This is a genomic window from Luteococcus sp. H91, assembly GCF_038433135.1.
In the GTDB taxonomy this organism is placed as follows: domain Bacteria; phylum Actinomycetota; class Actinomycetes; order Propionibacteriales; family Propionibacteriaceae; genus Luteococcus.
Genome location: NZ_JBCDMV010000006.1, coordinates 80,557 through 105,263 on the forward strand (window position 1 = coordinate 80,557; position 24,707 = coordinate 105,263).

Below are 24,707 nucleotides of genomic sequence, written 5' to 3' on the forward strand. Positions count from 1 at the left end.
TCCGCATCCGCCGCTCACACAATCCAGGGCCGTTGGTCGCGATGGTCGGCGAGAGTGGTGTTGCTCATCTCTCCCATCCGGTTGAAGGACAGGCTCCAGCCGCGCTCGTTGAGCAGGCCGTCGTGGATCAGGAAGCCCTGCGCGGCGTCGACGTCGCGGACGAAGTCGACCGTCTCCTTCATCGCCGCCCACGGGCCGTAGGCGGGGATCGCGAGCACGTCGATACCGGCCGGGACGGTGGCCAGCGAGTCGCCGGGATGGAAGAAGGTGGGCTCTCCCTCCGCCTCCAGCACCAGACCGACATTGCCGATCATCGGGATGTCACGGTGGATCACGGCGTGGGTGCCGCCGACCGCAGAGACCTTCAGCGCGCCCAGCCGCACGGAGCTGTCGGCATTGATCCCCTCGCCGCGGCCGGCCAGGTCGACGGTCTCCAGCACGCCGGGTTCGGTCAGCACCTTCGCGTCGGGATTGGCCCTGACCAAGGCCGGGAGGTGTTCCGGGTCGGCATGGTCGGGGTGCAGGTGGGTCACCAGGATCGCGTCCAGATCGGTCAACCCGTGCCATGCTTCGCTGAAATTGCCGGGGTCGATCAACAGGCGAACCCCTGCCGTCTCGACGAGCACCGCGGAATGTCCACAATGGGTGATCTGCATGGCCCCAGTCTGGCCGCCGCACGCGACGCTGTCGAGGGTCTTGACGTCCGCCCGTCCCGGACTTATCGTTTTTCATTAATACCGACAATCGATAAGGACGGGCCATGCCACCCACCCGACGCCGCGATCCGCTGGGGCCGATCGACACCATCACCTGGTTGGCCATGGTGCTGCTGTTTGCCTTGTTCGTGCTGATGGCCTCTTCCCCCATGCTCGGCGGGCACCCGGCTATCGGCAATTGGGGCACCAGTCATCCCTGCATCGAGGTGCCGCACACCGGGCTGTGGATCGGTGGTTCCGGTGAGGGCACCGACGGGGTGCAGAACCTCCGCCCCGGCGTGGAACAGGGCTATCCGGACCGCTTCCGGCTCTGCCAAGAGTCGATGTCCGCCACCGATCGTGCTCTGTCCAGCGTGCCGGTGCTGCTGGACCTGCTGTGGACGATCGGCTTCCTGCTCCTCACCCGCCAGATGATCAAACGGGCCCGACGCGGTGGCCTGTTCACCAGCCAGCTGGCCAGCGCCCTGCAACGGCTGGGCTGGTACGTCCTGGCTGGCTGGGTTGCTCTGCAGGCAATCGGCGCCACCTGCATGGTGCTGGTCACCTCCCACTTGGTGACCGACTACAGCCCGGCCGCCGCCTGGTCGGCCCACTGGCACTGGAGCTGGGCCACGGTGATCGGTGGCTTCGGCCTGCTCACCATCGCCCGCGTCATCCGGGAATCCATTCCCTTGCGGGAAGAGGTGGAGGCCACCGTATGACGCCCACCGACTCCTCCGAGCGGGACCACGGCGTCGAGATCCATCTGGACGAGATCCTGGAAGCGCGCGGCATGACCCTGACCGAGCTGGCCAGCCGGGCTGGCACCACGCTGGTCAACCTCTCGGTGTTGAAGAACGGCCGCGCCCGCGCCATCCGCTTCACCAGTCTCACGGCGATCTGTCGGGCGCTGGACTGTCAACCCGGCGACATCCTGACCGTCCGTCGGGAAGATTGACCTCGCCCTGCTCCCCGAACGGTCACTTTGCTCCGCGAACGCTTGCCTTGGTCCTTGGACGCTTGGCCTGCGCGCACGTTATTGCCGTGGCAGGGCGGCGGTTGATGGAGCAAGGAGCCGTGTGGTGGAGCAAGGCGACGGCTCGAGAGGGCACGGTGAACGGTGTCGTCACCAGAGCATGAGAGGCTGGCCCCGACGTCGACCCCGAACGGAGCCCCGATGCTCAAGTCCCCCACCGCGGTTGCCCTGGGCTGCACGATTGCGGTCACCTGGGCGATGTACGCCAACGGCTACTCGATCCTGCCGACGGTGGTGGTCGGGATGATCGTGATGGCCCTCGTCACCCGGCTGTGGGCCGCGATCAGGGGTTCAGACGACCAGCGAAACTGACCACCGCGCCGGTCAGCTCCGCCAACACCTCCAACTCACGACGCCAGTCATCGCACTGCCAGCCGTGGTCGGGGCCGTCAATCAGGTGCACCGGGAGCTTCGTACGAACGGCCGCGTGGGCATCCCACGCCCTGTCGTCGGTGCCGGCCACCAGGAGCGCGGGAGCTGTGGAGCGGGCCAATGCCTCCACGCAGTCCGGCACGGTGAGCAGCGGGGTGGTCCAGATGGCCGGAATGCGGTTGGCGGCGGTCCAACCCGCGGCCCGGGTGCCCACCGACTTCGCGAGCAGCAGGTCCGGCAGCCCGTGCCGGTCGACGAAGGCGGCGATGGCCTCGTCCACCAGTTCCTGTGCCTGTTCCGGGGCGGTGGACGGTCCCATCGTCCAGCGAGCGACGTGGGCATTCCACCCGTCGAGGGTCAGCGCCCGCAGCGGCAGCGCCAGGCCCGGCAGCTGCGCGGGGTAGTTCGCCCCGGGAAGCACCAGAACCTTGGGGGCCTGCTCGTCGGCCAGGTTCCCCTTCCATGGCTCCACGCCGTGGAGCACGTTCTCATCCATGGCCTCAGCCTCCCATGGCAACACCATTCCCGGGTGTCTGTACAAATCCACACCAGCGGAAATCTGGTGGCCCACCGGGCAGGCGCGTCAGTACGCTGCGGTCATGCTTGGTCTCCTGCGCTTTTGGCTCGTCGCGCGTGGCTGCGGGCCAGCGGCATGTCCGGAGCCTTCCGAGACCCGGAGCACAGTGAGCGGTCTCGCGCCCTCACCGAAGCGTGGACGGCCTGCTGGCAGGACACCCCGGTGCTGGGCCATCGACTCCGGTGCGCCCACGAGGAACGGTGGATCCGCTTCCACAGCCTGCCTCAGCCCAAGCAGTTCGCCGAATCTGCCGACGAGCGCGCAGAACTCCTGCACCGCCAGCGAACGCTGCTCACCGAAATCTCCGACGGTCGCCCGAGCAGCGAATTCTTCGTGGTTGCAGAGGACTACGGGTCGGTTGACACGAGCTCGGGATGGAGCCGCAAGGCACTCCCGGGGGCGTGGCCGTGGTGGCGGTTCGACGAAGTCGATGACAGGGACCGCATCACCAGGTACTTCTGGGTGAAGGGTGGCCTCACGGACAGCGAGATCGACGCACTCCTGCTGTCCGCGGCAGCCGACTCGGCCCAGATCCGTGCTGACCGCCCCGGACTGCGCGTGGCTCTTCTGCCCCTACGACGGGGGCGTGGACCTGATTCTGCGCGACGCGGCCAGCAGGGATGCTCTGGGCGCCAAGTATCCGGGCTGGCTGCCGCCGAACGACGGAATCCGGGCCAGGCTGGGCCCGCTGTCCTAGCTCTCACCCCAGCAGGGAACCCAGGATCTTCCCGGCCTCGCGACACTCATCGAGGCCGACGTCCAGGTGGGTGACGGCGCGCACCAGGTGAGCACCGACGGCGCTCAGCGCGACGCCCTGGGCGGCCGCCGCGGACGCCACCTCACCGGCCGGGCGCTCGCCCGTCTGCACCACCACGATATTGGTGGGCACCTTCTCCGGCTCCACCGATCCGGGCGCCGCCAGGGCCACGGCCTCGGCAAAGGCCCTTGCCGCTGCGTGGTCGTCGGCCAGCCGCTCGACGTGGTGGTCCAGCGCATACAACCCGGCCGCGGCCAGCATCCCGGCCTGCCGCCAGCCACCGCCCAACCGCTTGCGCTGAACCCGGGCCCGGGCAATGTTCTCGGCGGAACTGACCAGCACCGACCCCACCGGAGCGCCCAGGCCCTTGCTCAGGCACACGCTGACGGTCTGGAAGAGCTCGCCGTACTCCCGCAGCGGGGTGCCGGTGGCCACATGCGCATTCCACAGCCGCGCGCCGTCCAGGTGCATCGCCAGCCCGGCGTCGTCGGCCACCCGTCGAATCTGGCGCAACGACTCGATGGAGTGCACCGTGCCGCCACCGAAGTTGTGGGGGTTCTCGATCTCGATCGCGGCCGTGCGGACCAGGAAGGGCCCGTTGTCGGGCGCGAGCGCCGCGGCCACCGTCGCGGCATCGGCAATCCCGTCCGCGGTGGTCCAGGTGCGCGAGGTGATGCCGTGCAGCTGGGCGTGCGCCCCCAGCTCCGCCCGGACGATGTGCGCCTGCCCATCGCACACCACCTCGGCGCCGCTGGGCACCAGCAGCCAGATGCCCAGCAGGTTGGCCATCGAGCCGGTCGGCACGAAGAGCCCCGCCTCGTGCCCCAACAGGCCGGCGACGCGATCCTCCAGCTCACCGACCGTCGGGTCCTCGCCGTAGACGTCGTCACCCACCGGGGCGTCGAGCATGGCCCGGCGCATCTCCTGCGTCGGTCTGGTCAGGGTGTCGGAACGCAGATCGATCATCTGGGTGCTCTCTTCCCCTCGACAGGCTCGGGGGACCGGGGTTGGGTTGTGCTCGGGGACCGTCAGAAGTCCAGGTTGCGGAATTCGTCGATCAGGTTGGGCCGCTTGATCCGTCCGTCGCTCAACCGCTCGGCCACCATGAAGGCCAGCTCGAGCGACTGGTTGCGGTTCAACCGCGGGTCACAGGTGGTCTCGTAGCGGTTGGCCAGATCACCCTCGGCCAGTTCGAAGGCGCCGCCGAGGCATTCGGTGACATCGTCGCCGGTCAGCTCGATGTGCACACCACCGGGCCAGGTGCCCAGCTCGTCGTGGACGTCGAAGAAGCCGTTGAGCTCCTCGACGACGTCGGAGTAGGAGCGGGTCTTGTAGCCATTGGCGGCCTCGAAGGTGTTGCCGTGCATCGGGTCGCAGACCCAGACCACCTTGCGGCCCGAATCCTGGATCGCCTTGACCAGGGGCGGCAGCTTCTCCCGCACATTGGCGGCGCCCATCCGGGTGATGAAGGTGATCCGGCCGGGAATGCGGTCGGGATCCAGCGCGTCAGCCAGCGCCAGCGCGTCCTCGGGAGTGCTTGTGGGGCCGAGCTTGATCCCGATCGGGTTCTGCACATGCCGCAGCAGCTCCACGTGGGCGCCGTCCAGCTGGCGGGTGCGCTCCCCGATCCAGATCATGTGACCCGACGTGTCGTAGGGCAGCTGGGAGCGCGAGTCGATCCGGGTCATGGCGTGCTCGTAGTCCAGCAGCAGCGCCTCGTGGGAGGCGTAGAAGTCGACGTCGGACAGCGACGAGTCGCTGACGCCGCAGGTCACCATGAAGGCCAGGGCGCGCTCGATCTCGTCGGCCAGCTCCTCATAACGGGTCTCCACATTGGAATTGCGCACGAAGTCGGCATTCCAGGAGTGGATGGTGCGCAGGTCGGCGAAGCCGCCCTTGACGAAGGCCCGCACCAGGTTGAGCGTGGCGGCCGACGCGTTGTAGACCCGCAGCAGGCGCTGCGGATCGTGCCGCCGGGCTTCCGCGGTGAACTCGAAGCCGTTGACGGCATCGCCGCGGTAGGTGGGCAGGGTGACATCCCCGCGGGTCTCGGTGTCCTTGCTGCGCGGCTTGGCGTACTGGCCGGCGATCCGGCCCACCTTCACGATCGGCAGCTGGCCGGCATAGGTCATCACCACGGCCATGCTCAGCAGCACCCGCAGTTTGCCCTTCACGTTGTCGCCGGTGACGGTGTCGAAGGTCTCGGCACAGTCGCCGCCCTGCAGCAGGAAGGCGCGCCCCTCGGCCACCTCGGCCAGCTTCTCACGCAGCTCGTCGCACTCACCGGCAAAGACCAGCGGCGGCAGCTTGCCGAGCGTGCCGAGCACCGACGCAAGTTCTGCCGGGTCGTCATAGGTCGGCTGCTGGATCTGGGGGAGGTCGCGGAGGTGATCTCGTGAAGGCACGGCAGACATGCGGCTCAGGATAGCCGCAGACCCAGACATTTCCCGCCCGGTCCCATCAGGCGTAGTCTGGTGGACACCGCGGGGCACCACGCCCCGCCGATGATGGCCCGGCGCTGCCGCCAAAAGGCGCCCATCAGATGAACGAACGCACCGCCGTGAACACCCTCTCCTTGCGCACCGTCCAGCATGAACGCGGGTGGAGCCCCGGCTTCTTCGATCCGGTCGTCGAGGTCACCATCGACGGGCAGGAAGTCACCCGCCAGGCCGCTGGAATGGGCATCTCCGTCGAGCAGGTCGTGCGGGACGGCCGCCACCGCTGGACCGCACCGGACGAGCCAATCACCGTGCCCTTCGCGCGCTGCGGCTGCGGCGAATACGGGTGTGCTTCCACCGACGTCACGATCCGCCGCGACGGCGACCTCGTCCGCTGGCACTTCACCGGCAAGACTCCCCCGCTGCAGGACCCTGCCTTCGAGGCCGCCGCGTACGACGCCGAGATCGCCCACCACCTGGCCGACCACTCCTGGGAGCTGCCCGGCGACACCGCCGAGCGTCTGCTGCGCGCCCAGTTGCCGACGAGCCTGGCCGCCGACCGACTGACGCTCGACTACGCCGGCACCGACGGCCGGGGCCAGTTCACCGTCGGCCTCACCCTTACCGAGGAGGACGGTCGCCACTACCAGGCCTTCCTCGACGTCCCGGAATCCAGCGATCCCGCGCGGATGGCGGACGAGATGACCGCTCTACTGGCCACCGACCCACGCGAATGGGAGTGCCGCTGGATCACCAATGATCGCTCGGTCAGGCCCCCGTCGCTGATGGGCTTCCGCTGGCACCGGAAGTCCAGCCTGCCCGAACGAGTCCCTGAAACCCAGGAAGTGACCGACCTGCTCACTGCAGGTCTGCGCGAGCTCGACCCGGCCGGCGTCGGGCCCGAGGCCCCCGCCGACGAGTATGCGAACGAGGCCGAGATCGTCGCCGATGAGATCTTCTGCTGCGAGAGCGCCGACGACCTCGCGGGCCTGCTGCAGGAATGCGTTGACGGCTGGTTCCGCCCTCTGACACTGCCCCCGCTCTCGGCCTACCAGCCAATGGCCGAGCAAGTATGGGCCCGGTGGCTGGACATCCGTCCCGAATGGAGCCGCCCGTCGCCCCAGATGCCCCAACCGCCCCACTAGGCTGCCGGCTCAGCCCTCGCCGAAGCCCTGCTCGATGGCATAGAGGGTGAGCTCGACGCGATTGTGCAGTTGCAGTTTGCGCAGCACATTCTGCACATGGTTCTGCACGGTGCGGTGGCTGACGAACAGTTCCTCGGCGATCTCCCGGTAGGCCATCCCCTTGGCCACCCGCCGCAGCACGTCGATCTCCCGGGCGGTCAGCTGCGGGGTGGCCTCGTTGCGCTGCTGTGCGACGGTGGCCATCCGGCGGAACTCCCCCAGCACCAGCCCGGCCAGCCCGGGGGTGAAGACGGCGTCACCCTCGGCGGTGCGCAGCACCCCCTCCACCAGCTCGGCGCGGGAGGCGGACTTCACCAGGTAGCCCTTGGCACCGGCCTTCACAGCGCGTAGCACGTCGTCGCGCTCACCGGAGGCGGAGACCACCAGCACCTGGGTGTCGGGGAATTCCCGCAGCAGCACCTCGGTGCAGGTGGCGCCGTCGGGTTCGGGAATCCGCAGGTCCATCACGATCACGTCGGGGCGGGTGGCACGGGCCCGTCGCAGGCACTGGTCGCCGTTGTTGGCGACGGCGACGATCTCGAAGCCCTCCCCGATCAGGTCCTCGGAGAGCGCGTCGATCCACATCGGGTGGTCGTCCACCAGCATCACGCGTCGTCGGGCGGTCGTCGTCACTGTGCCTCCATCGGAATCCGGAACTCCCATTCCACACCACGCCCCGGTTGCGAACGGGCCACGGCCACGCCCCCGATGTCACCGATCCGCCCCATGATGGAGTCGTGGATGCCCATCCGGCCGGTGGTGGAGGCCACCTCCACCTGCTCCCGGCTCATCCCGACCCCGTTGTCGCGCAGCGAGATGATCAGCTGGTCGCCCTCCATCTCCAGCAGCACCCAGGCCTTTGCCTGCGGACCGGCATGCTTGGCGACGTTCAGCAACACCTCGCTGACCGCGGCATCCAGCTCGACGGCCCGGGCCGCATCGATCGGGGCCTCACCGGCCATCACGGAGACGGTGACGGTGTCGCTGGCGTGGGTCTCCAGCAGGGCCGCGACGTCGGTCTGGCTCGGCTGGACGCCGGTGGGAAGCTCCACATCACGATCCTGCAGCAACCTTCGCAGCAGGGTCTCCTGCTGCCGGGCCACTTGCGCCAGGTGTTGACCCTTGGGGCCCAGCTCGGGCCCCTCGCGTTCCACCAGCGCCAGCACCTGCAGCGCACCGTCGTGCACGATCCGGTTCAGTCGGTCGCGTTCGGCCAGCGCCGCCAGCCGGGCATGGTGGGCGTCGCGGTCCTTCATCGACTCGCGCAGCGTGTCCACGATGCAGCCCAGGCCCCAGGCGCAGAGCCCCATGATCACCGCCGACGCCCAGATCCGGGAATCCGGCCGGGGTTCCTGGACGAACTTCCCCAGGCTGAGCGCCACCGCACTGCCCAGCCCCCACCAGCCCCCGCGGCGCACCGCCAGCACCAGCGGGGCCGCGGCCATCCAGAAGACCGGCACGGCCAGGTAGCTGGCCATCAGGGCATCACGGCCCAGGATCCAGCGGGAGCTGAGCACCAGCAGCACCGTGACCAGGAAGTCGGCCAGCATCACCTGGGCCGTGCGGGTGGCCTGCCTGGACTGCCAACGGCCGATCAGCGGGGTCCAGACCAGCATCACCAGGCAGGCCAGCAGCAGGGCGCCCGGATGGACAACCTCGTCCAGGCGCAACGCATTGACCATCAGGGCATGCGCCAGCAGCACCCAGCGCAACCGATTGGTGACGGCGTAGACCGGGTGCAGGACGTCGTTGTCCGGCCGGACGCTGGCCCTCACTCGATGCGCTCCATCTTGTCGGTCACTTCCGACGGGTCGACGTAGCAGGGATCGGTCTGCAGGGGCCGACGCACGTCCCGCGGCTCGGCGGGCTGGTGGGTGCTCTGGCGCGTGGCGCGTACCCCTCGGCGTCGGGCCTCCTGCTCGGCGGCCAACTTGCGGGCATGCTCCCGGGCCGCCCGGGAGGCATCGACCTGGATCCGGTCCAGCTCCGCCGCCTCGGCCTGCCGGTCGGCGATCCGCTGCTGCGCCTCGGCCCGTTCCTTGGCTCGACGGGCCTTGGCCGCCGCCTTGGCCGCGGCGCTGTTGGTGCGGCGTTCCGCCTCCAGTTGCTCCCGACGCTGGGCCACCGGCACGTCCATGTAGGTCTGCCCGGTCATCTCCAGCAGCGAGTACATCACCAGGTCGGTCGCGGCCTGCAGCGCCTGCTCGTCGTCGGGGACGGACGAGAAGCGCGCCAGGTCAACCGGCGCCCCCACCACCAGCGTCGGTGCCACCGAGCGGGCCAGCAGCGATGTCTGGGGCAGCACCGCGACCGGGATGACCGGGGCGGTGTTCTCCAGGGCCAGGCAGGCGACGGCGACGTCGCCGCGGTAGAGCCGACCATCGGGGGAACTGCCACCCTCCGGGAAGATCCCCAGCAGGTCACCACGGTCCAGAATCGCCTGTCCCTCCCGCACCTGCTCGGTGCGGCTGGGCACGGCCCGACTGGCCAGCACCCGCGACCACGGTTGCCGACCCGCTCTGGTGACGAAGTGCACCTTGCGGCCGCCGAGCCTGAGCCCGAGCCGGTCCACCGGGGCGACATGGTTGAAGACCAGGATGGCGGGGCCAGTGGTGGGCACCAGATCCTCGCCCTCCACCTGCGGCCGCACCGCTTCCGAGGCGGCGGCCAAGGCGGCCCTGGTCTTCTCCACGGCGGATCCCACCGTGGCCGGCCCTGGTGTGATGGGTTCTGGTGTGATGGGTTCCGGTGTGATCGGCTCCTCCTGCGTCCTGCTCATGTTCCCCACCCTAGGGAATCTCCGACCGATCCTGCCCTGCCTGCCGCGTGTCGGATCGGTCGATCTGCCGGCCGCTGGGGTGGCGTTGCCGGAGCGCATAGGCTGCACCCGTGAAGTGCGCCACCATCGACCCTCATGCCCAGCCCTGGAGCGGCGGCCCGGCCGGCCCGGCCGGGGTGCTGCTTTGCCACGGCTTCACCGGTTCACCAGCCTCGATGCGACCCTTGGCGGAGTTCCTGGCCGACGCCGGGCTCCGGGTCGAGCTGCCCCGGCTGCCCGGCCACGGCACCGACTGGCGCGAGTTGCAACTCACCAACTGGACCGACTGGTACCACCACGTGGAACGCAGCTTCCTGGCGCTGGCCCGGGAGTGCCGCCAGGTCTTCGTCGTCGGTCTGTCGATGGGCGGGGCGCTGGCGCTGCGGCTGGCCGAGAACCACCCGGTGGCCGGCCTGGTGTTGGTGAACCCGGCGATCGGCACCGACGATCGCAGCTTCGCCGCCCTGGGCACCGTGCAGCACCTCAAGGCCAGCCTGGCCGCCATCGGCAACGACATCGCCAAGCCGGGCGTCGACGAGCACGCCTACCCGCGCACCCCGCTGCATGCCGCCCACTCCATGACCCTGCTGTGGCGAGAAGTGGTCCGTGACCTGTCCGAGGTGGATTGCGACGTGCTGCTGTTCACCTCCCGGGTGGACCACTGCGTCGACGGCGCCTCCGCCCGGATCCTGGCCGAAACGCTGCCCCGGCTGGAACGGGTGGTGCTGGAACGCAGCCACCACGTCGCCACCCTGGACCACGATGCCGACCTGATCCAGCAGCGCAGCCTGGCCTTCGTCGAGGCGCACCGGGGCACGTCGATGGGAGGGGCGCAGCAGTGAGCACCCGCGACGACGAGACCCACGCCCGCTTCGAGCAGATCATGGCGGCGGAGTTCGGTCAACCGGCCAAGAAGCTGCCGATCGAACCGTTCAACCTGACCCAGGCGATGGACGAGGTGGAACCGGACGAGCCGGATGAACCCTTCGTGCCCCCCACTCCGCGCTGGAAGATGCCGACGGGGGTCTGGCTGGCCTGCACCATACTGCTCGGTTTTGCCGTGGTGGTGGCTCTGGGCTGGCTCTTCGGCGCCCCCTGGCGGCACCTGGGAGGTTGGGCGGTCGCCAGCTTCGTCGCCGGTCTGGTGCTGCTCTTCGCCAACCTTCCTCGGCACCCCCGGGACCCCGACGACGACGGCGCCCGGGTCTGAGCCCGCACCTCAGAGCTGGGTGGGGCCGGTCAACTCCCGCAACCGCTCCCCCAAGGGCCGACGCTTGCGGCGGCGCCGCGGCCAGAAGCCGCGCGCCACGCCCGGCGGCTCGTCGATCGAGTGCCGCGCCAGATCCGCGGCGCCCACCAGGCCCGCGTCATTGCGGAATTCGGCGACCACCAGCCGGGCCGGCGGGCGGAAGCCACGGCCGGTCAGGGTGCGGTCGAAGGCCTGCTGCGCGGGTTGCAGCAGCAGGTCCCCGGCGGCGCTGACGCCGCCGCCGATCACGAACAGGTCGGGGTCAAGGGCGGCGGCCAGGTCCGCGATCCCGCGACCCAGCCAGGTGCCGACGTCGGCGATCAACTCGGTGGCCATCGGGTCTCCGTCCATCGCGGCGGCGGTGACGTCCGGGCCCACCAGGGCGTCGATGTCGCCGTCGACCCGCTCCAGCAGGGCCTGCGCCCGCGGCGAGTGCTCCCGCAGCAGCGCCTTGGCGTCGCGCACCAGCGAATTGCCCGACGCGTACTGCTCCCAGCAGCCCCGGTTGCCGCAGGGGCACCAGTGCCCGTCGGGCACCACCCCCATGTGACCGAACTCGCCGGCCATGCCATAGCGGCCGCGGAAGAGCTTGCCATTGATCACCACGGCGCCACCGATGCCGGTGCCCAGGGTGAGGCAGATCATCACCCGGGCGTCGCGGCCCGCGCCGTAGCGGAATTCGGCCCAGGCCGCCGCATTCGCGTCATTGTCGACGATCACCGGCAGGTCGATCCGCTGGTTCAGCCGCGCCTTGAGCGGTTCATTGCGCCAGGCCAGGTGCGGCGAGAAACGCACGACGGCCTGATCGGTGTCCACCCAGCCGGCGGCGCCAATCCCAACCGCACCCACGTCATGGCTGCCGGCCAGATCCTCCACCACCTCGACGATGGCATCCTCCACCGCCTCCGGGCTGCGCGACGGCGTGGGGCGTTGCAACCGGCGCAAGACCTGACCCTGCTCATCGACCACTCCGGCAGCAACCTTGGTGCCGCCAATGTCGATCCCAATGCTCAACACGCGGTCAGCCTACTCGTCTGGCCCCCATCAGCGGCATGGAGTTGAGCGAGGACACCTTCACCCCGGAGCTCGGATTGGCCGCGTGCACGATCATCCCCTTACCGAGGTACATCCCCACGTGGGTGATGCCGGAGTAGTAGAAGACCAGGTCACCGGGTTGCAGTTCCGACGTCGGGACCGCCTTGCCCGCGCCGTACTGGTCCTGCGAGGTGCGCGGCAGGGATACGCCCGCGGAATTCCAGGCCTTGAGCATCAGCCCGGAGCAGTCGTAGGAGCTCGGGCCGGTGGCCCCCATCACATAGGACTTGCCCACCTGGCCCAGCGCATAGCTGACCGCTCCCGAGGCACGCCCCGAGGAGCCACCCGTGGTGGTGGACTTGTTCGGCTGGCTGGGCTCGCTGGCCGTGGCGGAAGCCGACGCAGACTCGCTGGCGGAAGCCGACGCTGCGGCCTGTGCGCTGGCCTCGGCGGCCGCCCGTTCCGCCTCCCGGTCGGCCTCTTCCTGTTCGGCCTGGCGCTGGCGCTCCTGGGCCTCCTTGATGGCGGCCTCGGCCTTCGCCTTGCGCTCGGCCTCCTTCTTGCGCTCGATCTCGGCCAACCGCGCCTTCTCCTCGGCGGTGAGCTTGTCCAGCACCGCCTTCGCCTCCGCCTCCTTGCGGTGATAGGCCTCGGCCACCGTGGCCTGTTCGGCCTTGTCGGCGGCGATCTTCTTGCGGGTGGTGGCAGCCGTCTGCCTGGTTGCGGCCAGATCGGCCTGGGCCAGTTGCAGCCGCTGCACCTGCTTGTTGGCACGATCGGTGACCCGCTGGATGGAGGCGAGCTGGTTGAGGAAGTCGGCCTCGTCGTCGCTGGTCAGCAACTTGGTCGTGACGTCGACGCCGCTGGTCTGGTAGCGCAGCATGGCGAACTGACCCAGATTCCTGCTCAGGGTGCTGACCTTGGTCTGCTGCCTGGCCAAGTCCTTGTCAGCCGTCGCCAGCGCGGTGGTGGCGTCGTCCAACTGGGCCTGCAGCTGGATGTAACGGGCATCCATCGCGGAAGCCTCTGCCTCGATCTTTGCCAACTGCTCTTGGGCCTTGCGCACGGCGTCGGGATCGGCGGAGGCGGTGGGCACCAGACCACCGGCCAGGATGCCGGACACGGCCAGCGCAGCAAGCGCCCGCCTGATTGTGCTCCTCATGGGTCTCCCGTCGTCGCCGCTCCCGGCTACCCCGAAGTCTAGATGGCTCACCGATCACCTCCAAACAGTTGACCAACTTACCCGTACGACGTCACCTGCCCCTCAGCTTGGTCGCCTGCGGCCCCAGGAGAACCCGATCCGAAAAAATGTCAGTGCCGCTGTCTACCGTCTGGGGCATGACGACCGCCGCCTATCGCGCCCACCAGCCCAGCTTCGAGGATCTGGGGACGCCGCTGTTCGATGTCACCTTCGTGGTGGTGGATCTGGAGACCACCGGGGGCGCCGAGGACAGCGCCATCACCGAGATTGGCGCCGTCAAAGTGCGCGGTGGCGAGATCCTGGGCGAATTCCAGACGCTGGTGAACCCGGGCGGGCACATCCCCGGGGTGGTGGCCGTGCTCACCGGGATCACCGACGCCATGGTGGCCGGTCAGCCGCGGATCGAGCAGGTGCTGCCCAGCTTCCTGGAGTTCAGCCGGGGATGCGTACTGGTGGCCCACAACGCCGGCTTCGACATCGGCTTCCTCAAGCGGGCCTGCGCGGCCCAGGGCACGCCCTGGCCCGGCAACACGGTGGTGGACACCGTGGCGTTGGCCCGGCAGGTGCTGCTGCGCGACGAGGTGGCGAACTGCAAGCTGGGCACCCTGGCCGCCCACTTCCGGGCCACGACGATCCCCAACCACCGGGCGCTGTCGGATGCCCGGGCCACCGTCGACGTGCTGCACGGCCTGCTGGAGCGGATCGGCAACCTGGGCGTGGACAGTCTGGAGGATCTGCTGGAGTTCACGCGTCGGGTCTCTCCCCAGCGACGCGCCAAGCGGGTCTGGGCCAAGGACCTGCCCACCGCCCCGGGGGTGTACTGCTTCTACGCGGACCACCAGGAGTCCGACGGCACCCGCCGGGAGATCCTCTACGTCGGCAAGAGCAAGAACATCCGCACCCGAGTGCGCAGCTACTTCACCGCCAGCGAGAAGCGCGGCCGGATGGAGGAGATGGTGCGGGTGGCCACCGGGGTGGAGGCGCATGTCTGCGCCACCCCGCTGGAGGCCGAGGTGCGGGAGCTCCGGCTGATCCGGGCGCACCATCCGCGCTACAACCGGCGGTCCCGCAACCAGGATCGCCTGCTGTGGGTCAAGCTCACCCGGGAGGCCTTCCCCCGCCTCTCGGTGGTGCGACGGGTGTTGGATGACGACTGCCAGTACTGGGGCCCCTTCGGCAACCGACAGACTGCCGACGAGGCGGTCCTGGCGCTCCACGACGCCTTCGCGCTGCGGCAGTGCACCAAACGGCTCTCCCTTCGCTCCCCCAGCCAGTCCTGCGCGCTGGCCGAGATGTCGCGCTGCATGGCGCCCTGTGAACTGGGCGCTGGTGCCGAGGCCTATCCGGAACTGGTGGAGCGGGTCCGGCGGGCGCTCAGCAGCGACGTCCGGCCGGTGGTGCAGACGGTCACCGCAAGACTGGTCCGGCTGGCCGAACAGGAACGCTTCGAGGAGGCAGAGGTGGTCTCCGGCCGCTTGCGGCAGTACCTCAGGGCCACCATGCGGGGCCAGCGCTTCGGGTCCGTGGCTCGCTGTCCGCAGATCGTGGCCGCGCTGCGCGATGACTCGGGTGGTTGGCAGATCCACGTCCTGCGGTACGGCCGGTTGGCGGCCGCCGCGCTCAGCGCCCCCGGCGAGGTGGCGCAGCGGGTGGCGCGGGAGGCCGTCGCCGCCGCGGAGACGGTGCTGCCGCCGCGAGCGGGAATGCCGGCGGCCACGATCGAGGAGTGCGAACTGCTGGCCGCCTGGCTGGAACGCCCGGGGGTACGGCTGATGGAGCTGGACGGGGAGTGGAGCTGGCCGATCCATCTGGGTCCGCGCGACGCACTGCGGCTGCCCGAGCTGGTCGGCCCGGAATCCCTCGGCTCGGAGCGCGGCGCCTCACAGCCCCAGGGAGAAGGCTGCCTCGAGGTCGTGCGGTGAATAGGTGCGGAAGGCGATGTGGGTCTCGGTCTCCAGCACGCCGGGCACCTTGTTGAGGTGGTCGGCCACCACCTCGGCAACGGCATCGGTGTCGCGTACCCGGACCATCACGATCAGGTCGATCGCGCCGGTGACCGAGTAGACCTCGCTGATCCCCTCCAGGGAGGCGATCTCCTGGGCAACCTCGGGGATGCGGGCAACGTCGGCCTTGACGAAGGAAATGGCGGTGATCATGGCTCGATCCTAGGGCACGGACGGGATGCGCCGCGGGCCGCCGACCCGGAGGTCGACGGCCCGCGAACGGTGCTGCTACGTGGTCTTCGTCAGGCGATCTCGACGGACTCGATCACGACGGGCTCGACCGGGCGGTCCATCCGGCCGGTGGGAACCTGGGCGATCTCGTCGACGACCTTCTTGCTGGCCTCGTCGGTGACCTCTCCAAAGATGGTGTGGCGACGATTGAGGTGCGGGGTGGGCGCGACGGTGATGAAGAACTGCGAGCCGTTGGTGCCGGGGCCGGCATTGGCCATCGCCAGCAGGTACGGCTTGTTGAAGACCAGCTCGGGGTGGAATTCGTCCTTGAACTGGTAGCCGGGGCCGCCGGTGCCGGTGCCCAGCGGGCAGCCGCCCTGGATCATGAAACCGTCGATCACGCGGTGGAAGCCCAGGCCGTCGTAGAACTTGCCGGTGGTCTTCTCGCCGGTCTTCGGATCCAGGTACTCCTTGGTGCCGTCGGCCAGGCCGACGAAGTTCTCAACCGTCTCGGGAGCCTGGTCGGCGAACAGCTCGATCACGATGTCGCCGTGGTTGGTGTGCAGGGTTGCAGTGGATGCCACTGGGTGTCCTCTCGTTGCCGGGCCCGTGTGGGCCGTCTGCTCGAGACTATCCGGTCGGGCGCTCGCGCAGGCACCCCCAGCTGTTCGCTGTTGGTGGAGCCACCGCCGATTTCGTGTTCTGCGGCTCCCCGGCCGGGTAGCGTGGTGGCGGTGCTCGATCACGAGCCCTATCAACGAACATCGGAGGAAACGTGACCCGAAAGACCAAGCACGAGGCCGCCGCAGAGGATCGTACGGCCGTCGACCGCGCCGTTCAGCTCGTGGAGCAGGTTCTGGGAGTCACCAACCCGGTCCTTGGTCAGGCCGTCAAGGCTGCCGACAACGCCCGGCGCAATGCCGGTGAGCATGTGGCGCCCCTGGCCGAGCAGGCCAAGCACACCGCCGCTACGAAGGTCGCCCCGCTGGCCGCCACGGCCGCCGCCGTGGGCGCCGCCAAGAAGGAGCAGCTGCAGCCGCATCTGGACACGGTTGCCGAGAAGGTGCAGCCCGCCGCCGACCAGGCCCGAGCCAAGGTTCAGGAGGAGCTGGTGCCACAGCTGATGGAGTTGCTGCACCAGGCCGAGAACCACCCCGCCGTCAGCGAGGCCAGCAAGCGCAGCGCCGCTGCCAGGGCCGCCCTGAAGGGTGAGCTGGAGCTGCCGGAGAAGAAGAAGCGCAACGTCGGCGGAACCGTCGCCAAGGTTGCCGCCGCCGGTACCCTGCTGGCCGCCGCCACCGTCGCCGTCCGCCAGTTCCTGGCCAGCAAGGACGACGCGTGGACCGCCCACGAGCCCAGCACCGCCTATGTTGCCGAGGATCGCCCGGCCGGCGCCGACGAGACCCTGGACGGCGCCGAGGTGGAGTCCCCCGTCTCGGCCCAGCCCGACGTGGACAGCGAGCCGAACCCGCAGGAGCAGATGAGCGCCGAGGGCGGTCCGGTCGACGGTGCGGAGTCCGTCGCGGAGAGCCTCAACGTGCTCAACGAGTACGGCGAGGGATCCTACGTCGGTGACGAGCCGCCGAGCGGCTACGACGTCAAGGGCAATGAGCGCTCGATGAAGTTCCACACCGCCGGCTCGGACAGCTACGAGCGGACCATCTCCGACGTGTGGTTCAACTCCGTGGAGGCCGCCGAGAAGGCTGGTTTCACCCGCGCCCAGCGTTGACCGGCTGAGCAGCGCCCGCAGGTCCACGCGGTGCCCGTTCCCCTTCTGGGGAGCGGGCACCGCTGCGTTCACCCGGCGGGGTTCGCGCGTCGCGCCACCTCCGGCACCCCGCACCTCCTCCGGCACTCTTGGGCACTCGCCCAGGTGTTGTCCGAGTGTTGTCCATTTGTTGTCCGTCCCCGCCAGGGGATGGTCTTTGCCCCCGACGAGGGCAAGGCTGGGACAAGCCACCCCACCAGCCGAGGAGAACCCGATGTCGACGACCGTGCAGATCAAGCAACAATGGGTGACCTCCGCACCCTTCCGGGCCCACTTCCAGCTGATCCTCGAGCAGACCGGCCTCCCGTGGCGCGTGCTGGCCCTCGCGATCGGCCTGCCGATCCCGTTGGCTCGACGCCTGGCCCTGGCGCCGCCGGGACGCCACCGGATCCGGGTGGAGGACGCGCGACGGTTGATCGCCGTCAGCCCGGAGGATCTGGCCGGTCTGTCCACCGAGCTGGTCGGCTGCCGGACGCTGTCGAGGCGCCTGCGGGAGTTGCAGGATGGTGGCATGGACGCGCTCACCATCGCTCACCGGGCGGGAGTCACCCCGTCGCAGGTGCAACAACTCGCCTCCGGCGCCGTCGTGCGCTGCTCCCGGCTCACGCTCCTGCGGATGCTCGCGCTGATCGACGAGCTCGACGAGGTACCGGGCGCAGCCCGCCGCCGACCGACCTCCCTGCCCGACCGGGCCGCATGACTCCCGTCGCGCCGTTGCTGGGGGCGCTGGTGGCAGCGGGGTCCGCCATCGCGGTGATGGGCCTGCTGGTACCACGGCTGCCCGAGCCCGCCCGGGATGAGGGCCCAGACCAGGCCTGGGCCAAACCGCCCTACCGCGCGCTGGCGACCCCCCAGAACCTCGCCGCGGCCGGCGTCCTCGGTGCCGGAGCCGGGGCGCTCACCGGTGGTCAGCCCGTCGGGTCCTGGCCGCTGCTGCTGGTGCTGGCCGGCCCCACCGCCGCCCTGGTGCTGGTGGATGCGCTCACCACCTACCTGCCCTTGCGTCTCACTCAGCTGTGCTGGCTGCTCGCCGGGCTCGCCATGGTCGCGGAGCTGTTTCCGGCCGGTCCGCAACGCCCTGCCCTGCTGATCCGCTGGCTGGTCGCCGGCCTGGTGAGCCTCGCGATTTTCTGGGCGGTCTGGCGGCTCGGCGCCGGGCTCGGCTTCGGCGACGTCCGACTGGCGCCCCTGGTGGCAGTGGCCGCCGCCAACGACTCCTGGCAGGCCTGGTACCTGGCCCTGTTGTGCGGAACCACGATCGGCGCGCTGTGGGGGGTGACCACCACGCTGTGGCGGCGCCGCCACCCGCACCCGCTGGGCACGGTCTTCCCCTATGGCCCCAGCCTCTGGCTCGGTCTGTGGCCCGCGCTCTTGCTCACCTGAGATCGGCACGAACACGGCCTCGACGACGACGAAAACGGGCTGGAGCCCCGGTTTGCCCGGGGCTCCAGCCCTTTGCTCTGCGTTGACCAGTCAGGTCCGGTGCTGCCTCAGTGGCTGGGCAGCGCGGGGACGTCGTCGTCGTGGTCGTCGTGGTGGTGCGAATCCTCGATCTCGCCCGCGGTCGGCTTGGCGATCTCGTCACCCACCAGGAAGCGGCTGCCACGAGCCCGCCACTTGCCAGCGCCTTCGTCGCCCGCCTCGACCATGTCGTACTGCTTGTGCTGGGTGAGGGTGAAGGCCTCGTCCTCGCTGATCGGTGCGTGCGCCTCGGAGTAGCCACCGTCGGGATTGCGCACGATGATGCCGCTCTCCGAGCCGTGCAGCACCCGCTCGGCGTCGCGTCGCTGCAGCGAGAGGCAGATCCGCTTGGTGATCAGGAAGGCGATGATCGGGGCGATGAGGACGGCCGCCCGCAGGAAGTAGGTGATGGCATTCAGGCTGATGCTGAAGGTGGTGGCGATGATGTCATTGCCGCCGCCCAGCCAGAACATCGCGTACCAGGTCATGCCGGCCACGCCCAGCGCGGTGCGAGTCGGGGCATTGCGCGGACGATCCAGCAGGTGGTGCTCGTCCTTGTCACCGGTGATCCACTGCTCGACGAAGGGCCACAGCGCCAGACCGGTGAACAGGATGCCCATCAGGCCCACACCGGGCAGGAAGATGTTCCAACTCCAGGTGGTGCCACCGATGTGGCTCTCCCAGTTCGGGATGATGCGGATGGCACCCTCGACCCAGCCCATGTACCAGTCGGGCTGCGAACCGGCGGTGACCTGTGCCGGGTTGTAGGGGCCGAACTTCCAGACCGGATTGATCTGCATCAGGGCGCCCATCAGCACCGACACACCGAAGACGACGAAGAAGAAGCCGCCGGCCTTTGCCATGTAGACGGGGAAGAGCGGGAAGCCCACCACATTCTGCTCGGTCCGGCCCGGGCCGGGGTATTGGGTGTGCTTGTGGTAGACGATCATGCTCATGTGAGCCGCCACCAGGCCCAGCAGGATGGCCGGGATCAGCAGGATGTGCGCCATGTAGAGCCGCGGGATGATCGCGGTGCCCGGGAACTCGCCGCCGAAGACGAAGAACTCGGCCCAGGTGCCGATCAGCGGGATCGAACGGATCAGGCCGTCGACGAAGCGCAGGCCGGTGCCGGAGAGCAGGTCGTCGGGCAGTGAGTAGCCGGCGAAGCCCTCGATCAGGCTCAGCGCCATCAGACCAACACCGATCAGCCAGTTCAGCTCACGCGGCTTGCGGTAGGCACCGGTGAAGAAGACGCGCAACATGTGGGCCACGCCACCCGCGACGAACAGGATGGCCGCCCAGTGGTGGACCTGGCGAACCAGCAGGCCACCGCGGATGTCGAAGCTCAGCGCGAGAGTCGAGGCCATCGCCTCGGACATCGGAACGCCCCGCAGCAAGGCATAGGACCCGTGGTACTCCACCTCGGCCATCGACGGCTTGAACCAGATGGTGAGGAAGATGCCGGTCAGCAGGCAGACGATGAACGAGTAGAGCACGATCTCGCCGAGCAGGAAGCTCCAGTGGTCGGGGAAGATCTTGCGCAGGTTGTGCTTGCCCAGGCGGGCGAAGCCGAGCCGGTCGTCGAACCAGGTGTAGGCACCGCCACGCTTGGCGGCGACGCTGGCACCGGTCGGCGTCCGCGGTTCGAGGGAATCGGAATTGCCGGCAACGTCGGCGGGGCGGGCCATCAGTTGTCACCCTTCTTGAAGTCCTTGCGCGAGTCGCGCTCGAAGTAGCTGGGGCCGGTCGGAACGGTGAAGTCGCTGCGGGCAACCAGGTTGCCCTCCGCGTCCGTGGTGATCGGCAGCTGAGGCAGCGCGCGGGCGGCGGGTCCGAAGACCACCACACCGGAGTCGCCCAGGTCGAAGGTCGACTGGTGGCAGGGGCACAGCAGGTGGTGCGACTTCTGCTCCCACAGCGAGATCGGGCAACCCACGTGGGTGCAGATCTTGGAGTAGGCCAGGATGCCGTTGACCTGCCAGTCCTTGCGGCTCTCGGGAACCTTGATCGAGCTCGGATCCATCCGGACGATGATCAGCGCGGCCTTGGCCTTCGCCTTGTTGTACTCCACCGGGTCCTCGTGCATCAGGTGCTCGAGCACGTCGGGCTCGGCGTTGACCAGCTGGCCGATCTCCATGTCCGACGCCTTGATCGGCTTGTAGGTGATGTCGTTGACCAGCTTGACGCCCTCGGCCCACACCGTCTTCTCGATGGTGGCGGCGCGGGTGCCCTTGCCCGGGTGCGGGCCCATGTCGGCCAGGGTGACCACGGCGGGGACGGCCACCAGGCCGGCGGCACCGGCGAGCATGCCGCCGATGATCTTGCGACGACCGATGCCGGAATCCTCGACGCCAGCGCCCCAGGACTCGGCGAGTTCGGCGTGGTCCTCCTCGCTGGAGGCGATCGGGTGCCGGACGTCGATGGCCTCTTCGTCGTTCATCAGCTGCTTGGCCCAGTGGATGCAGGAGAAGCCGATCAGCAGGACGGCGAGCCCTCCGGTCAGGCCGAGCAGCGTGGTCTGCGCATTGCTGTGGATGGGGCCGAAGCGCAGGATCTCGTCACGCGGGATGGCGAAGTAGATCACCACGAACAGGATCGAGCACAGCATGGACAGGGCCAGCATCATGACGATCTGCCGCACCACCCGGGCGGCAGCCGCGGGCTCCACGTCCGTGTAGCGCTCGACGTGCTCCTCCACACCGGGATCGGCGATCGGGTGGTAGGCCACCTGATCCATCGTCTCAAGTTCTGTCGACTTCATCGGGCACGAGCCCCCTTCTTTGCGAGCCACACGGCGACGAGCACCAGCGAACCGATCCCCAGGATCCAGCCCCAGAAGCCCTCGGCGACCGGGCCGATGCCGCCCAGCGCGAGACCGCCATGCTGCGGCTGCTGCTCGGTGGCGGCCAGGTAACCGATGATCTCCTTGACGTCCTGATCGGACAGGGCGCCCTCACTGAACAGCGGCATCTGCTGCGGGCCGGTGCGCAGAGCCTCGTAGATGTGCTTAGACGCGACACCCTGCAGTTTCGGAGCGTAGGCACCGCTGGGCAGTGCGCCACCGCGACCCTCGATGTTGTGGCAGGCGGAGCAGTTGGTGCGGAAGAGCTCGCCACCGCGGGCGATCTGCTCGTCGGTCAGGCCGGCCGGGGAGTACTTGCTCTCCTCCGGGACGGCGGGGCCGGCACCGAGCGAGGCGACATAGGCGCCGATCGCGGCGATCTCGGACTCCGAGTACTGCGGCGCGCTGTCCCGCGGGGCCTGGGCGGCCGGCTTGGCCATGGGCATGCGACGGGTGCCCATCTGGAAGTCCACCGCGGCGGCACCGACGCCGATCAGCGACGGGGCCTGGCTGGAGCCTTCACCGTTCAGACCGTGGCAGGACGAGCAGGTGACGTCGTAGAGCCCCTTGCCCTGCACCACCTGCGGATTGGTGTTGCCGTCGGCAGCGGACTGCGGAGCGGGGGTGACCACCGCGTACACGGCGCCCATCAGGAACAGGGCGAGCAGCAGGGTCAGCGGCTTTGCCGCTGGGTGCCTGCGCCGCGAGGACAGGAATCGCACGTCGATCGCCTCTCTGTACGGGTGGATTAGTTGGGAAGCAGGTAGATGACCGCGAACAGGATGATCCAGATCACGTCGACGAAGTGCCAGTAGTAGCTGATCACCATCGCGCTGACGGCCTGCTCGTGGGTGAAGGTGCGGGCCAGGTAGGTGCGCCCGAGCACGAAGAGGAAGGCCAACAGGCCACCGAAGACGTGCAGACCGTGGAAGCCGGTGGCAAGGAAGAAGGCGGACCAGTAGGCATTGGTGCTGATGAAGAAGCCCTCGCTGAACAGGTTGGCGTACTCCCAGATCTGACCGGCCACGAAGACCGAGCCCATGATGAAGGTCAGGATGTACCACTCACGCATGCCCCACTTGAAGATGCTCAACGGGCCGCCGGAGCGCTTCACCTTGCCGTGCTCGGCTGCCATCACACCCAGCTGGCAGGCCACCGAGGAGAGCACCAGGATGCTGGTGTTGATCGCCGCGAAGGTCTTGTCCAGGTGGTGCGAGTTGGCCGCGAACAGGTTCTCCTGCCCCGCCGGCGTGTTGCCCGTGGTGAACTCACGAATCATGAAGTACGCGGCGAACAGTGCCGCGAAGAACATGAGCTCGGAGGCCAGCCAGACCCAGGTTCCGAGCGGAACCATGTCGGGACGACCCTTGGGCGCGTGCAGGCGCGAAGGGGCAATGGGGTGCACTGCCCCCACTGGCTTGGCAGAAACGGCGCTGGTCGCATGCGGTGAAGTAGCCACGGGAGCATTATTGCCTCAAAAACTACATTTGGCACGTCGAAAGCCAGCCATGGACCGATTGGCCCCAATCCGCCATCCACAAGGGCGTGCCGCCGTCGTCGACGGGGCGCGGTAGCATGCAGCCAAAGACCGGCTGCCGCGAGCAGCCCCAACCTGCTCGACGAGGGAACAAGGATCACCGATGAGCGACGAGAATCACGGCGAGCGCACGCTGAAGGTGCTGCTGTACTCCGACGACCGCAGCACGCGCGACAACGTCCGGCTGGCCCTGGGCCGCCGCATCGCCAAGGACCTGCCCGAGATCGAGATCTTCGAGACCGCCACCGCCCCGGCGGCGCAGAAGGCCGTCACCAAGGGTGCTTTCGACCTGTTGATTCTGGATGCCGAAGCCGTGCCGTTGGGCGGAATGGGGCTGAGCCGCCAGTTCAAGGACGAGCTGCCCGACTGCCCGCCGATCGTGCTGCTGGTGGCCCGGGTGGCCGACGCATGGCTGGCGACCTGGTCCAATGCCGACGCCATCGTGCCGCTGCCGATCGATCCGATCCGGCTGCCGAACACGGTTGCCGAGGTGGCTCGCAAGCGGATGTCCACCGCCGTCTGATGGGCTCGCCCACCTGGCCCAACCTGCTCACCGGTCTCGTCGAGGGACGTCACCTGAGTGCACAGGAGACCTCTTGGGCGATGGACGAGATCCTCACCGGCAATGCCTCCCCGGTGCACATCGCCGGCTTCGCCGTCGCCCTGCGGGCCAAGGGCGAGACGGTGGAGGAATTGCGGGGCCTGGCCGACGCGATGACGGCACGCGCCACCCCGATTGACCTGGCGACGGAGGCTGTCGACATCGTCGGCTCCGGCGGCGACCGGGCCAATACGGTGAATGTCTCCACCATGGCGGCGCTGACGGCCGCCGCGGCCGGGGCCCGGGTGGTCAAGCACGGCAACCGGGCCGCGTCGTCGATGTGCGGTACCGCCGACTGTCTGGAGGCGCTCGGCGTGAAGCTGGAGGTCTCCCCCACCCGTCAGGCCGAGGTGCTGCAGCAGGCCGGGATCGTCTTCCTGTTCGCGCCCTTGTACCATCCGTCGCTGCGTTTCGCCGCGGGTCCGCGCAAGGAGTTGGGCATCCGCACGCCCTTCAACCTGTTGGGCCCGCTGACCAATCCGGCACGTCCGGTGGCACAGGCGATCGGCGTGGCCGACTCGCGCGCGGCCGAGCTGATGGCCGGTGTGCTGGCGGCCCGGGGATCTCGCGGCATGGTCTTCCATGGCGGTGACGGCCTGGACGAGCTGACCACGACGACCACCAGCGATGTCTGGCTGATCGGGGACGGCCGGGTGGTGCGCACCGTGCTGGACCCCGCCGAACTGGGGCTCTCCCCCGCCCAGCCGGAAGACCTGGTGGGCGGACCGCCGGCGCACAATGCCCAGGTGGCCCGCGACGTCTTTGCCGGGCAGACCGGCCCGGTCCGAGACATCGTGCTGGCCAATGCCGCCGCCGCCCTGCTGGCCTACCGCGGGATCGACCTGAATCGGGAGCTGGCGCCGCAGATGAGCGGCTGTCTGGGCGATGCGGCACGGGCCCTGGACGATGGCGCCGCCACCCGGCTGCTGGAGACCTTCGTCGAGGCCACGAACGCCTGACGC

General features: G+C 69.0%; 27 protein-coding genes and 1 pseudogene. 13 read left to right on the plus strand and 15 right to left on the minus strand.

Annotated elements, in window-relative coordinates; all coding sequences use genetic code 11:
* Positions 1-14: 14 nt before the first annotated feature.
* Positions 15-656 carry an MBL fold metallo-hydrolase gene (locus AAEX57_RS04435; protein ID WP_342090952.1) on the minus strand — a complete coding sequence of 214 codons (642 nt, stop codon included), beginning with the start codon at positions 654-656 and terminating at the stop codon, positions 15-17.
* 104 nt (positions 657-760) lie between these two features.
* Here AAEX57_RS04435 and AAEX57_RS04440 point away from each other — a divergent pair, with 104 nt between their 5' ends.
* From AAEX57_RS04440 to AAEX57_RS04450, 3 genes are all read left to right on the plus strand, one after another.
* Positions 761-1,417 carry a hypothetical protein gene (locus AAEX57_RS04440; protein WP_342090951.1) on the plus strand — a complete coding sequence of 219 codons (657 nt, stop codon included), beginning with the start codon at positions 761-763 and terminating at the stop codon, positions 1,415-1,417.
* Entirely contained in the window at positions 1,414-1,653 is a 240-nt protein-coding gene (locus AAEX57_RS04445) for a helix-turn-helix domain-containing protein (protein WP_342090950.1), read from the plus strand. Before AAEX57_RS04440 ends, AAEX57_RS04445 begins: the two co-directional genes overlap by 4 nt.
* A 219-nt stretch (positions 1,654-1,872) precedes the next feature.
* A complete protein-coding gene (locus AAEX57_RS04450) occupies positions 1,873-2,043 on the plus strand; it encodes a hypothetical protein (RefSeq protein WP_342090949.1) in 171 nt (56 codons plus the stop codon).
* Here AAEX57_RS04450 and AAEX57_RS04455 read toward each other — a convergent pair.
* Complete coding sequence (locus AAEX57_RS04455; protein ID WP_342090948.1) at positions 2,015-2,599, minus strand: hypothetical protein; 585 nt, start codon at positions 2,597-2,599, stop codon at positions 2,015-2,017. The genes AAEX57_RS04450 and AAEX57_RS04455 overlap by 29 nt on opposite strands.
* A gap of 156 nt (positions 2,600-2,755) precedes the next feature.
* On the opposite strand from AAEX57_RS04455, the pseudogene AAEX57_RS16215 reads away from it, so the two are divergent.
* Positions 2,756-3,377, plus strand: a pseudogene (locus tag AAEX57_RS16215) (DUF3885 domain-containing protein).
* 3 nt (positions 3,378-3,380) lie between these two features.
* On the opposite strand, the gene AAEX57_RS04460 reads toward AAEX57_RS16215, so the two are convergent.
* Both AAEX57_RS04460 and AAEX57_RS04465 read right to left on the minus strand, forming a co-directional pair.
* Positions 3,381-4,403 carry a threonine aldolase family protein gene (locus tag AAEX57_RS04460; RefSeq protein WP_342090947.1) on the minus strand — a complete coding sequence of 341 codons (1,023 nt, stop codon included), beginning with the start codon at positions 4,401-4,403 and terminating at the stop codon, positions 3,381-3,383.
* A 62-nt stretch (positions 4,404-4,465) separates the two neighbouring features.
* Positions 4,466-5,881: a class II 3-deoxy-7-phosphoheptulonate synthase gene (locus AAEX57_RS04465; protein ID WP_342090946.1), complete on the minus strand. Its 1,416-nt coding sequence runs from the start codon at positions 5,879-5,881 to the stop codon at positions 4,466-4,468.
* Between the two features lie 98 nt (positions 5,882-5,979).
* On the opposite strand from AAEX57_RS04465, the gene AAEX57_RS04470 reads away from it, so the two are divergent.
* Positions 5,980-7,020, plus strand: coding sequence for a hypothetical protein (locus AAEX57_RS04470; protein WP_342090945.1), 1,041 nt, complete (start codon positions 5,980-5,982; stop codon positions 7,018-7,020).
* Positions 7,021-7,029: 9 nt separating this feature from the next.
* Here the strand turns inward: AAEX57_RS04470 and AAEX57_RS04475 are convergent, their stop codons facing one another.
* Genes AAEX57_RS04475 through AAEX57_RS04485 form a run of 3 tightly spaced genes read right to left on the minus strand, consistent with a single transcriptional unit; the run spans position 7,030 to position 9,838 of the window.
* Positions 7,030-7,692, minus strand: a complete 663-nt coding sequence (locus AAEX57_RS04475; RefSeq protein WP_446721067.1) for a response regulator — start codon at positions 7,690-7,692, stop codon at positions 7,030-7,032.
* On the minus strand, positions 7,689-8,834 hold the full coding sequence (macS, locus tag AAEX57_RS04480) for a MacS family sensor histidine kinase (RefSeq protein WP_342090944.1): 1,146 nt from the start codon (positions 8,832-8,834) through the stop codon (positions 7,689-7,691). Before macS ends, AAEX57_RS04475 begins: the two co-directional genes overlap by 4 nt.
* Positions 8,831-9,838, minus strand: coding sequence for a lysophospholipid acyltransferase family protein (locus AAEX57_RS04485; RefSeq protein WP_342090943.1), 1,008 nt, complete (start codon positions 9,836-9,838; stop codon positions 8,831-8,833). Before AAEX57_RS04485 ends, macS begins: the two co-directional genes overlap by 4 nt.
* 110 nt (positions 9,839-9,948) lie before the next feature.
* On the opposite strand from AAEX57_RS04485, the gene AAEX57_RS04490 reads away from it, so the two are divergent.
* Entirely contained in the window at positions 9,949-10,719 is a 771-nt protein-coding gene (locus tag AAEX57_RS04490; RefSeq protein WP_342090942.1) for an alpha/beta hydrolase, read from the plus strand.
* Complete coding sequence (locus AAEX57_RS04495; RefSeq protein WP_342090941.1) at positions 10,716-11,087, plus strand: hypothetical protein; 372 nt, start codon at positions 10,716-10,718, stop codon at positions 11,085-11,087. The genes AAEX57_RS04490 and AAEX57_RS04495 overlap by 4 nt, the downstream gene beginning before the upstream one ends.
* Before the next feature lie 9 nt (positions 11,088-11,096).
* On the opposite strand, the gene AAEX57_RS04500 is transcribed toward AAEX57_RS04495, so the two are convergent.
* Positions 11,097-12,143 (minus strand): ROK family glucokinase, encoded by a 1,047-nt coding sequence (locus tag AAEX57_RS04500; RefSeq protein WP_342090940.1) that lies wholly within the window; start codon positions 12,141-12,143, stop codon positions 11,097-11,099.
* A gap of 4 nt (positions 12,144-12,147) precedes the next feature.
* The gene (locus AAEX57_RS04505; RefSeq protein WP_342090939.1) at positions 12,148-13,323 is read right to left on the minus strand and encodes a C40 family peptidase; all 1,176 of its coding nucleotides are present in this window, start codon (positions 13,321-13,323) and stop codon (positions 12,148-12,150) included.
* Positions 13,324-13,499: 176 nt separating this feature from the next.
* Here AAEX57_RS04505 and AAEX57_RS04510 point away from each other — a divergent pair, with 176 nt between their 5' ends.
* The gene (locus tag AAEX57_RS04510) at positions 13,500-15,284 is read left to right on the plus strand and encodes a DEDD exonuclease domain-containing protein (protein ID WP_342090938.1); all 1,785 of its coding nucleotides are present in this window, start codon (positions 13,500-13,502) and stop codon (positions 15,282-15,284) included.
* Here the strand turns inward: AAEX57_RS04510 and AAEX57_RS04515 are convergent.
* Positions 15,243-15,518: an Lrp/AsnC family transcriptional regulator gene (locus AAEX57_RS04515; protein WP_342090937.1), complete on the minus strand. Its 276-nt coding sequence runs from the start codon at positions 15,516-15,518 to the stop codon at positions 15,243-15,245. The two genes, AAEX57_RS04510 and AAEX57_RS04515, sit on opposite strands and share 42 nt — an antisense overlap.
* Before the next feature lie 89 nt (positions 15,519-15,607).
* Positions 15,608-16,120, minus strand: a complete 513-nt coding sequence (locus AAEX57_RS04520) for a peptidylprolyl isomerase (RefSeq protein WP_342090936.1) — start codon at positions 16,118-16,120, stop codon at positions 15,608-15,610.
* 191 nt (positions 16,121-16,311) lie between these two features.
* Between AAEX57_RS04520 and AAEX57_RS04525 the strand changes: the two genes are divergently transcribed.
* From AAEX57_RS04525 to AAEX57_RS04535, 3 genes are all read left to right on the plus strand, one after another.
* Positions 16,312-17,265, plus strand: coding sequence for a sunset domain-containing protein (locus AAEX57_RS04525; protein ID WP_342090935.1), 954 nt, complete (start codon positions 16,312-16,314; stop codon positions 17,263-17,265).
* Between the two features lie 253 nt (positions 17,266-17,518).
* Complete coding sequence (locus AAEX57_RS04530) at positions 17,519-18,004, plus strand: hypothetical protein (protein WP_342090934.1); 486 nt, start codon at positions 17,519-17,521, stop codon at positions 18,002-18,004.
* Entirely contained in the window at positions 18,001-18,687 is a 687-nt protein-coding gene (locus tag AAEX57_RS04535; protein WP_342090933.1) for a leader peptidase (prepilin peptidase)/N-methyltransferase, read from the plus strand. The genes AAEX57_RS04530 and AAEX57_RS04535 overlap by 4 nt, the downstream gene beginning before the upstream one ends.
* Before the next feature lie 107 nt (positions 18,688-18,794).
* Here AAEX57_RS04535 and qcrB read toward each other — a convergent pair whose 3' ends face one another.
* From qcrB to ctaE, 4 genes are read right to left on the minus strand one after another with little or no spacing between them, the layout of a single operon-like run.
* On the minus strand, positions 18,795-20,453 hold the full coding sequence (gene qcrB / locus AAEX57_RS04540; protein ID WP_342090932.1) for a cytochrome bc1 complex cytochrome b subunit: 1,659 nt from the start codon (positions 20,451-20,453) through the stop codon (positions 18,795-18,797).
* Positions 20,453-21,556: a cytochrome bc1 complex Rieske iron-sulfur subunit gene (qcrA, locus tag AAEX57_RS04545; RefSeq protein ID WP_446721066.1), complete on the minus strand. Its 1,104-nt coding sequence runs from the start codon at positions 21,554-21,556 to the stop codon at positions 20,453-20,455. Before qcrA ends, qcrB begins: the two co-directional genes overlap by 1 nt.
* Entirely contained in the window at positions 21,523-22,329 is an 807-nt protein-coding gene (gene qcrC, locus AAEX57_RS04550) for a cytochrome bc1 complex diheme cytochrome c subunit (RefSeq protein ID WP_342090930.1), read from the minus strand. Before qcrC ends, qcrA begins: the two co-directional genes overlap by 34 nt.
* Positions 22,330-22,355: 26 nt before the next feature.
* Entirely contained in the window at positions 22,356-23,066 is a 711-nt protein-coding gene (gene ctaE / locus AAEX57_RS04555; protein WP_446721376.1) for an aa3-type cytochrome oxidase subunit III, read from the minus strand.
* 181 nt (positions 23,067-23,247) lie between these two features.
* Between ctaE and AAEX57_RS04560 the strand changes: the two genes are divergently transcribed.
* Both AAEX57_RS04560 and trpD read left to right on the plus strand, forming a co-directional pair.
* On the plus strand, positions 23,248-23,667 hold the full coding sequence (locus AAEX57_RS04560; RefSeq protein WP_342090928.1) for a response regulator: 420 nt from the start codon (positions 23,248-23,250) through the stop codon (positions 23,665-23,667).
* Entirely contained in the window at positions 23,667-24,704 is a 1,038-nt protein-coding gene (gene trpD / locus AAEX57_RS04565; protein WP_342090927.1) for an anthranilate phosphoribosyltransferase, read from the plus strand. Before AAEX57_RS04560 ends, trpD begins: the two co-directional genes overlap by 1 nt.
* The last annotated feature ends 3 nt before the right edge of the window (positions 24,705-24,707 follow it).

Coding starts and splice junctions, on each gene's coding strand:
- AAEX57_RS04460 (WP_342090947.1), bottom strand. CDS start 4,403: ATGATCGATCTGCGTTCCGACACCCTGACCAGACCGACGCAGGAGATG.
- AAEX57_RS04535 (WP_342090933.1), top strand. CDS start 18,001: ATGACTCCCGTCGCGCCGTTGCTGGGGGCGCTGGTGGCAGCGGGGTCC.
- AAEX57_RS04445 (WP_342090950.1), top strand. CDS start 1,414: ATGACGCCCACCGACTCCTCCGAGCGGGACCACGGCGTCGAGATCCAT.
- trpD (WP_342090927.1), top strand. CDS start 23,667: ATGGGCTCGCCCACCTGGCCCAACCTGCTCACCGGTCTCGTCGAGGGA.
- AAEX57_RS04485 (WP_342090943.1), bottom strand. CDS start 9,838: ATGAGCAGGACGCAGGAGGAGCCGATCACACCGGAACCCATCACACCA.
- qcrB (WP_342090932.1), bottom strand. CDS start 20,453: ATGGCCCGCCCCGCCGACGTTGCCGGCAATTCCGATTCCCTCGAACCG.
- AAEX57_RS04470 (WP_342090945.1), top strand. CDS start 5,980: ATGAACGAACGCACCGCCGTGAACACCCTCTCCTTGCGCACCGTCCAG.
- AAEX57_RS04455 (WP_342090948.1), bottom strand. CDS start 2,599: ATGGATGAGAACGTGCTCCACGGCGTGGAGCCATGGAAGGGGAACCTG.
- AAEX57_RS04510 (WP_342090938.1), top strand. CDS start 13,500: ATGACGACCGCCGCCTATCGCGCCCACCAGCCCAGCTTCGAGGATCTG.
- AAEX57_RS04505 (WP_342090939.1), bottom strand. CDS start 13,323: ATGAGGAGCACAATCAGGCGGGCGCTTGCTGCGCTGGCCGTGTCCGGC.
- AAEX57_RS04450 (WP_342090949.1), top strand. CDS start 1,873: ATGCTCAAGTCCCCCACCGCGGTTGCCCTGGGCTGCACGATTGCGGTC.
- AAEX57_RS04465 (WP_342090946.1), bottom strand. CDS start 5,881: ATGTCTGGGTCTGCGGCTATCCTGAGCCGCATGTCTGCCGTGCCTTCA.
- AAEX57_RS04560 (WP_342090928.1), top strand. CDS start 23,248: ATGAGCGACGAGAATCACGGCGAGCGCACGCTGAAGGTGCTGCTGTAC.
- AAEX57_RS04530 (WP_342090934.1), top strand. CDS start 17,519: ATGTCGACGACCGTGCAGATCAAGCAACAATGGGTGACCTCCGCACCC.
- AAEX57_RS04515 (WP_342090937.1), bottom strand. CDS start 15,518: ATGATCACCGCCATTTCCTTCGTCAAGGCCGACGTTGCCCGCATCCCC.
- AAEX57_RS04435 (WP_342090952.1), bottom strand. CDS start 656: ATGCAGATCACCCATTGTGGACATTCCGCGGTGCTCGTCGAGACGGCA.
- AAEX57_RS04440 (WP_342090951.1), top strand. CDS start 761: ATGCCACCCACCCGACGCCGCGATCCGCTGGGGCCGATCGACACCATC.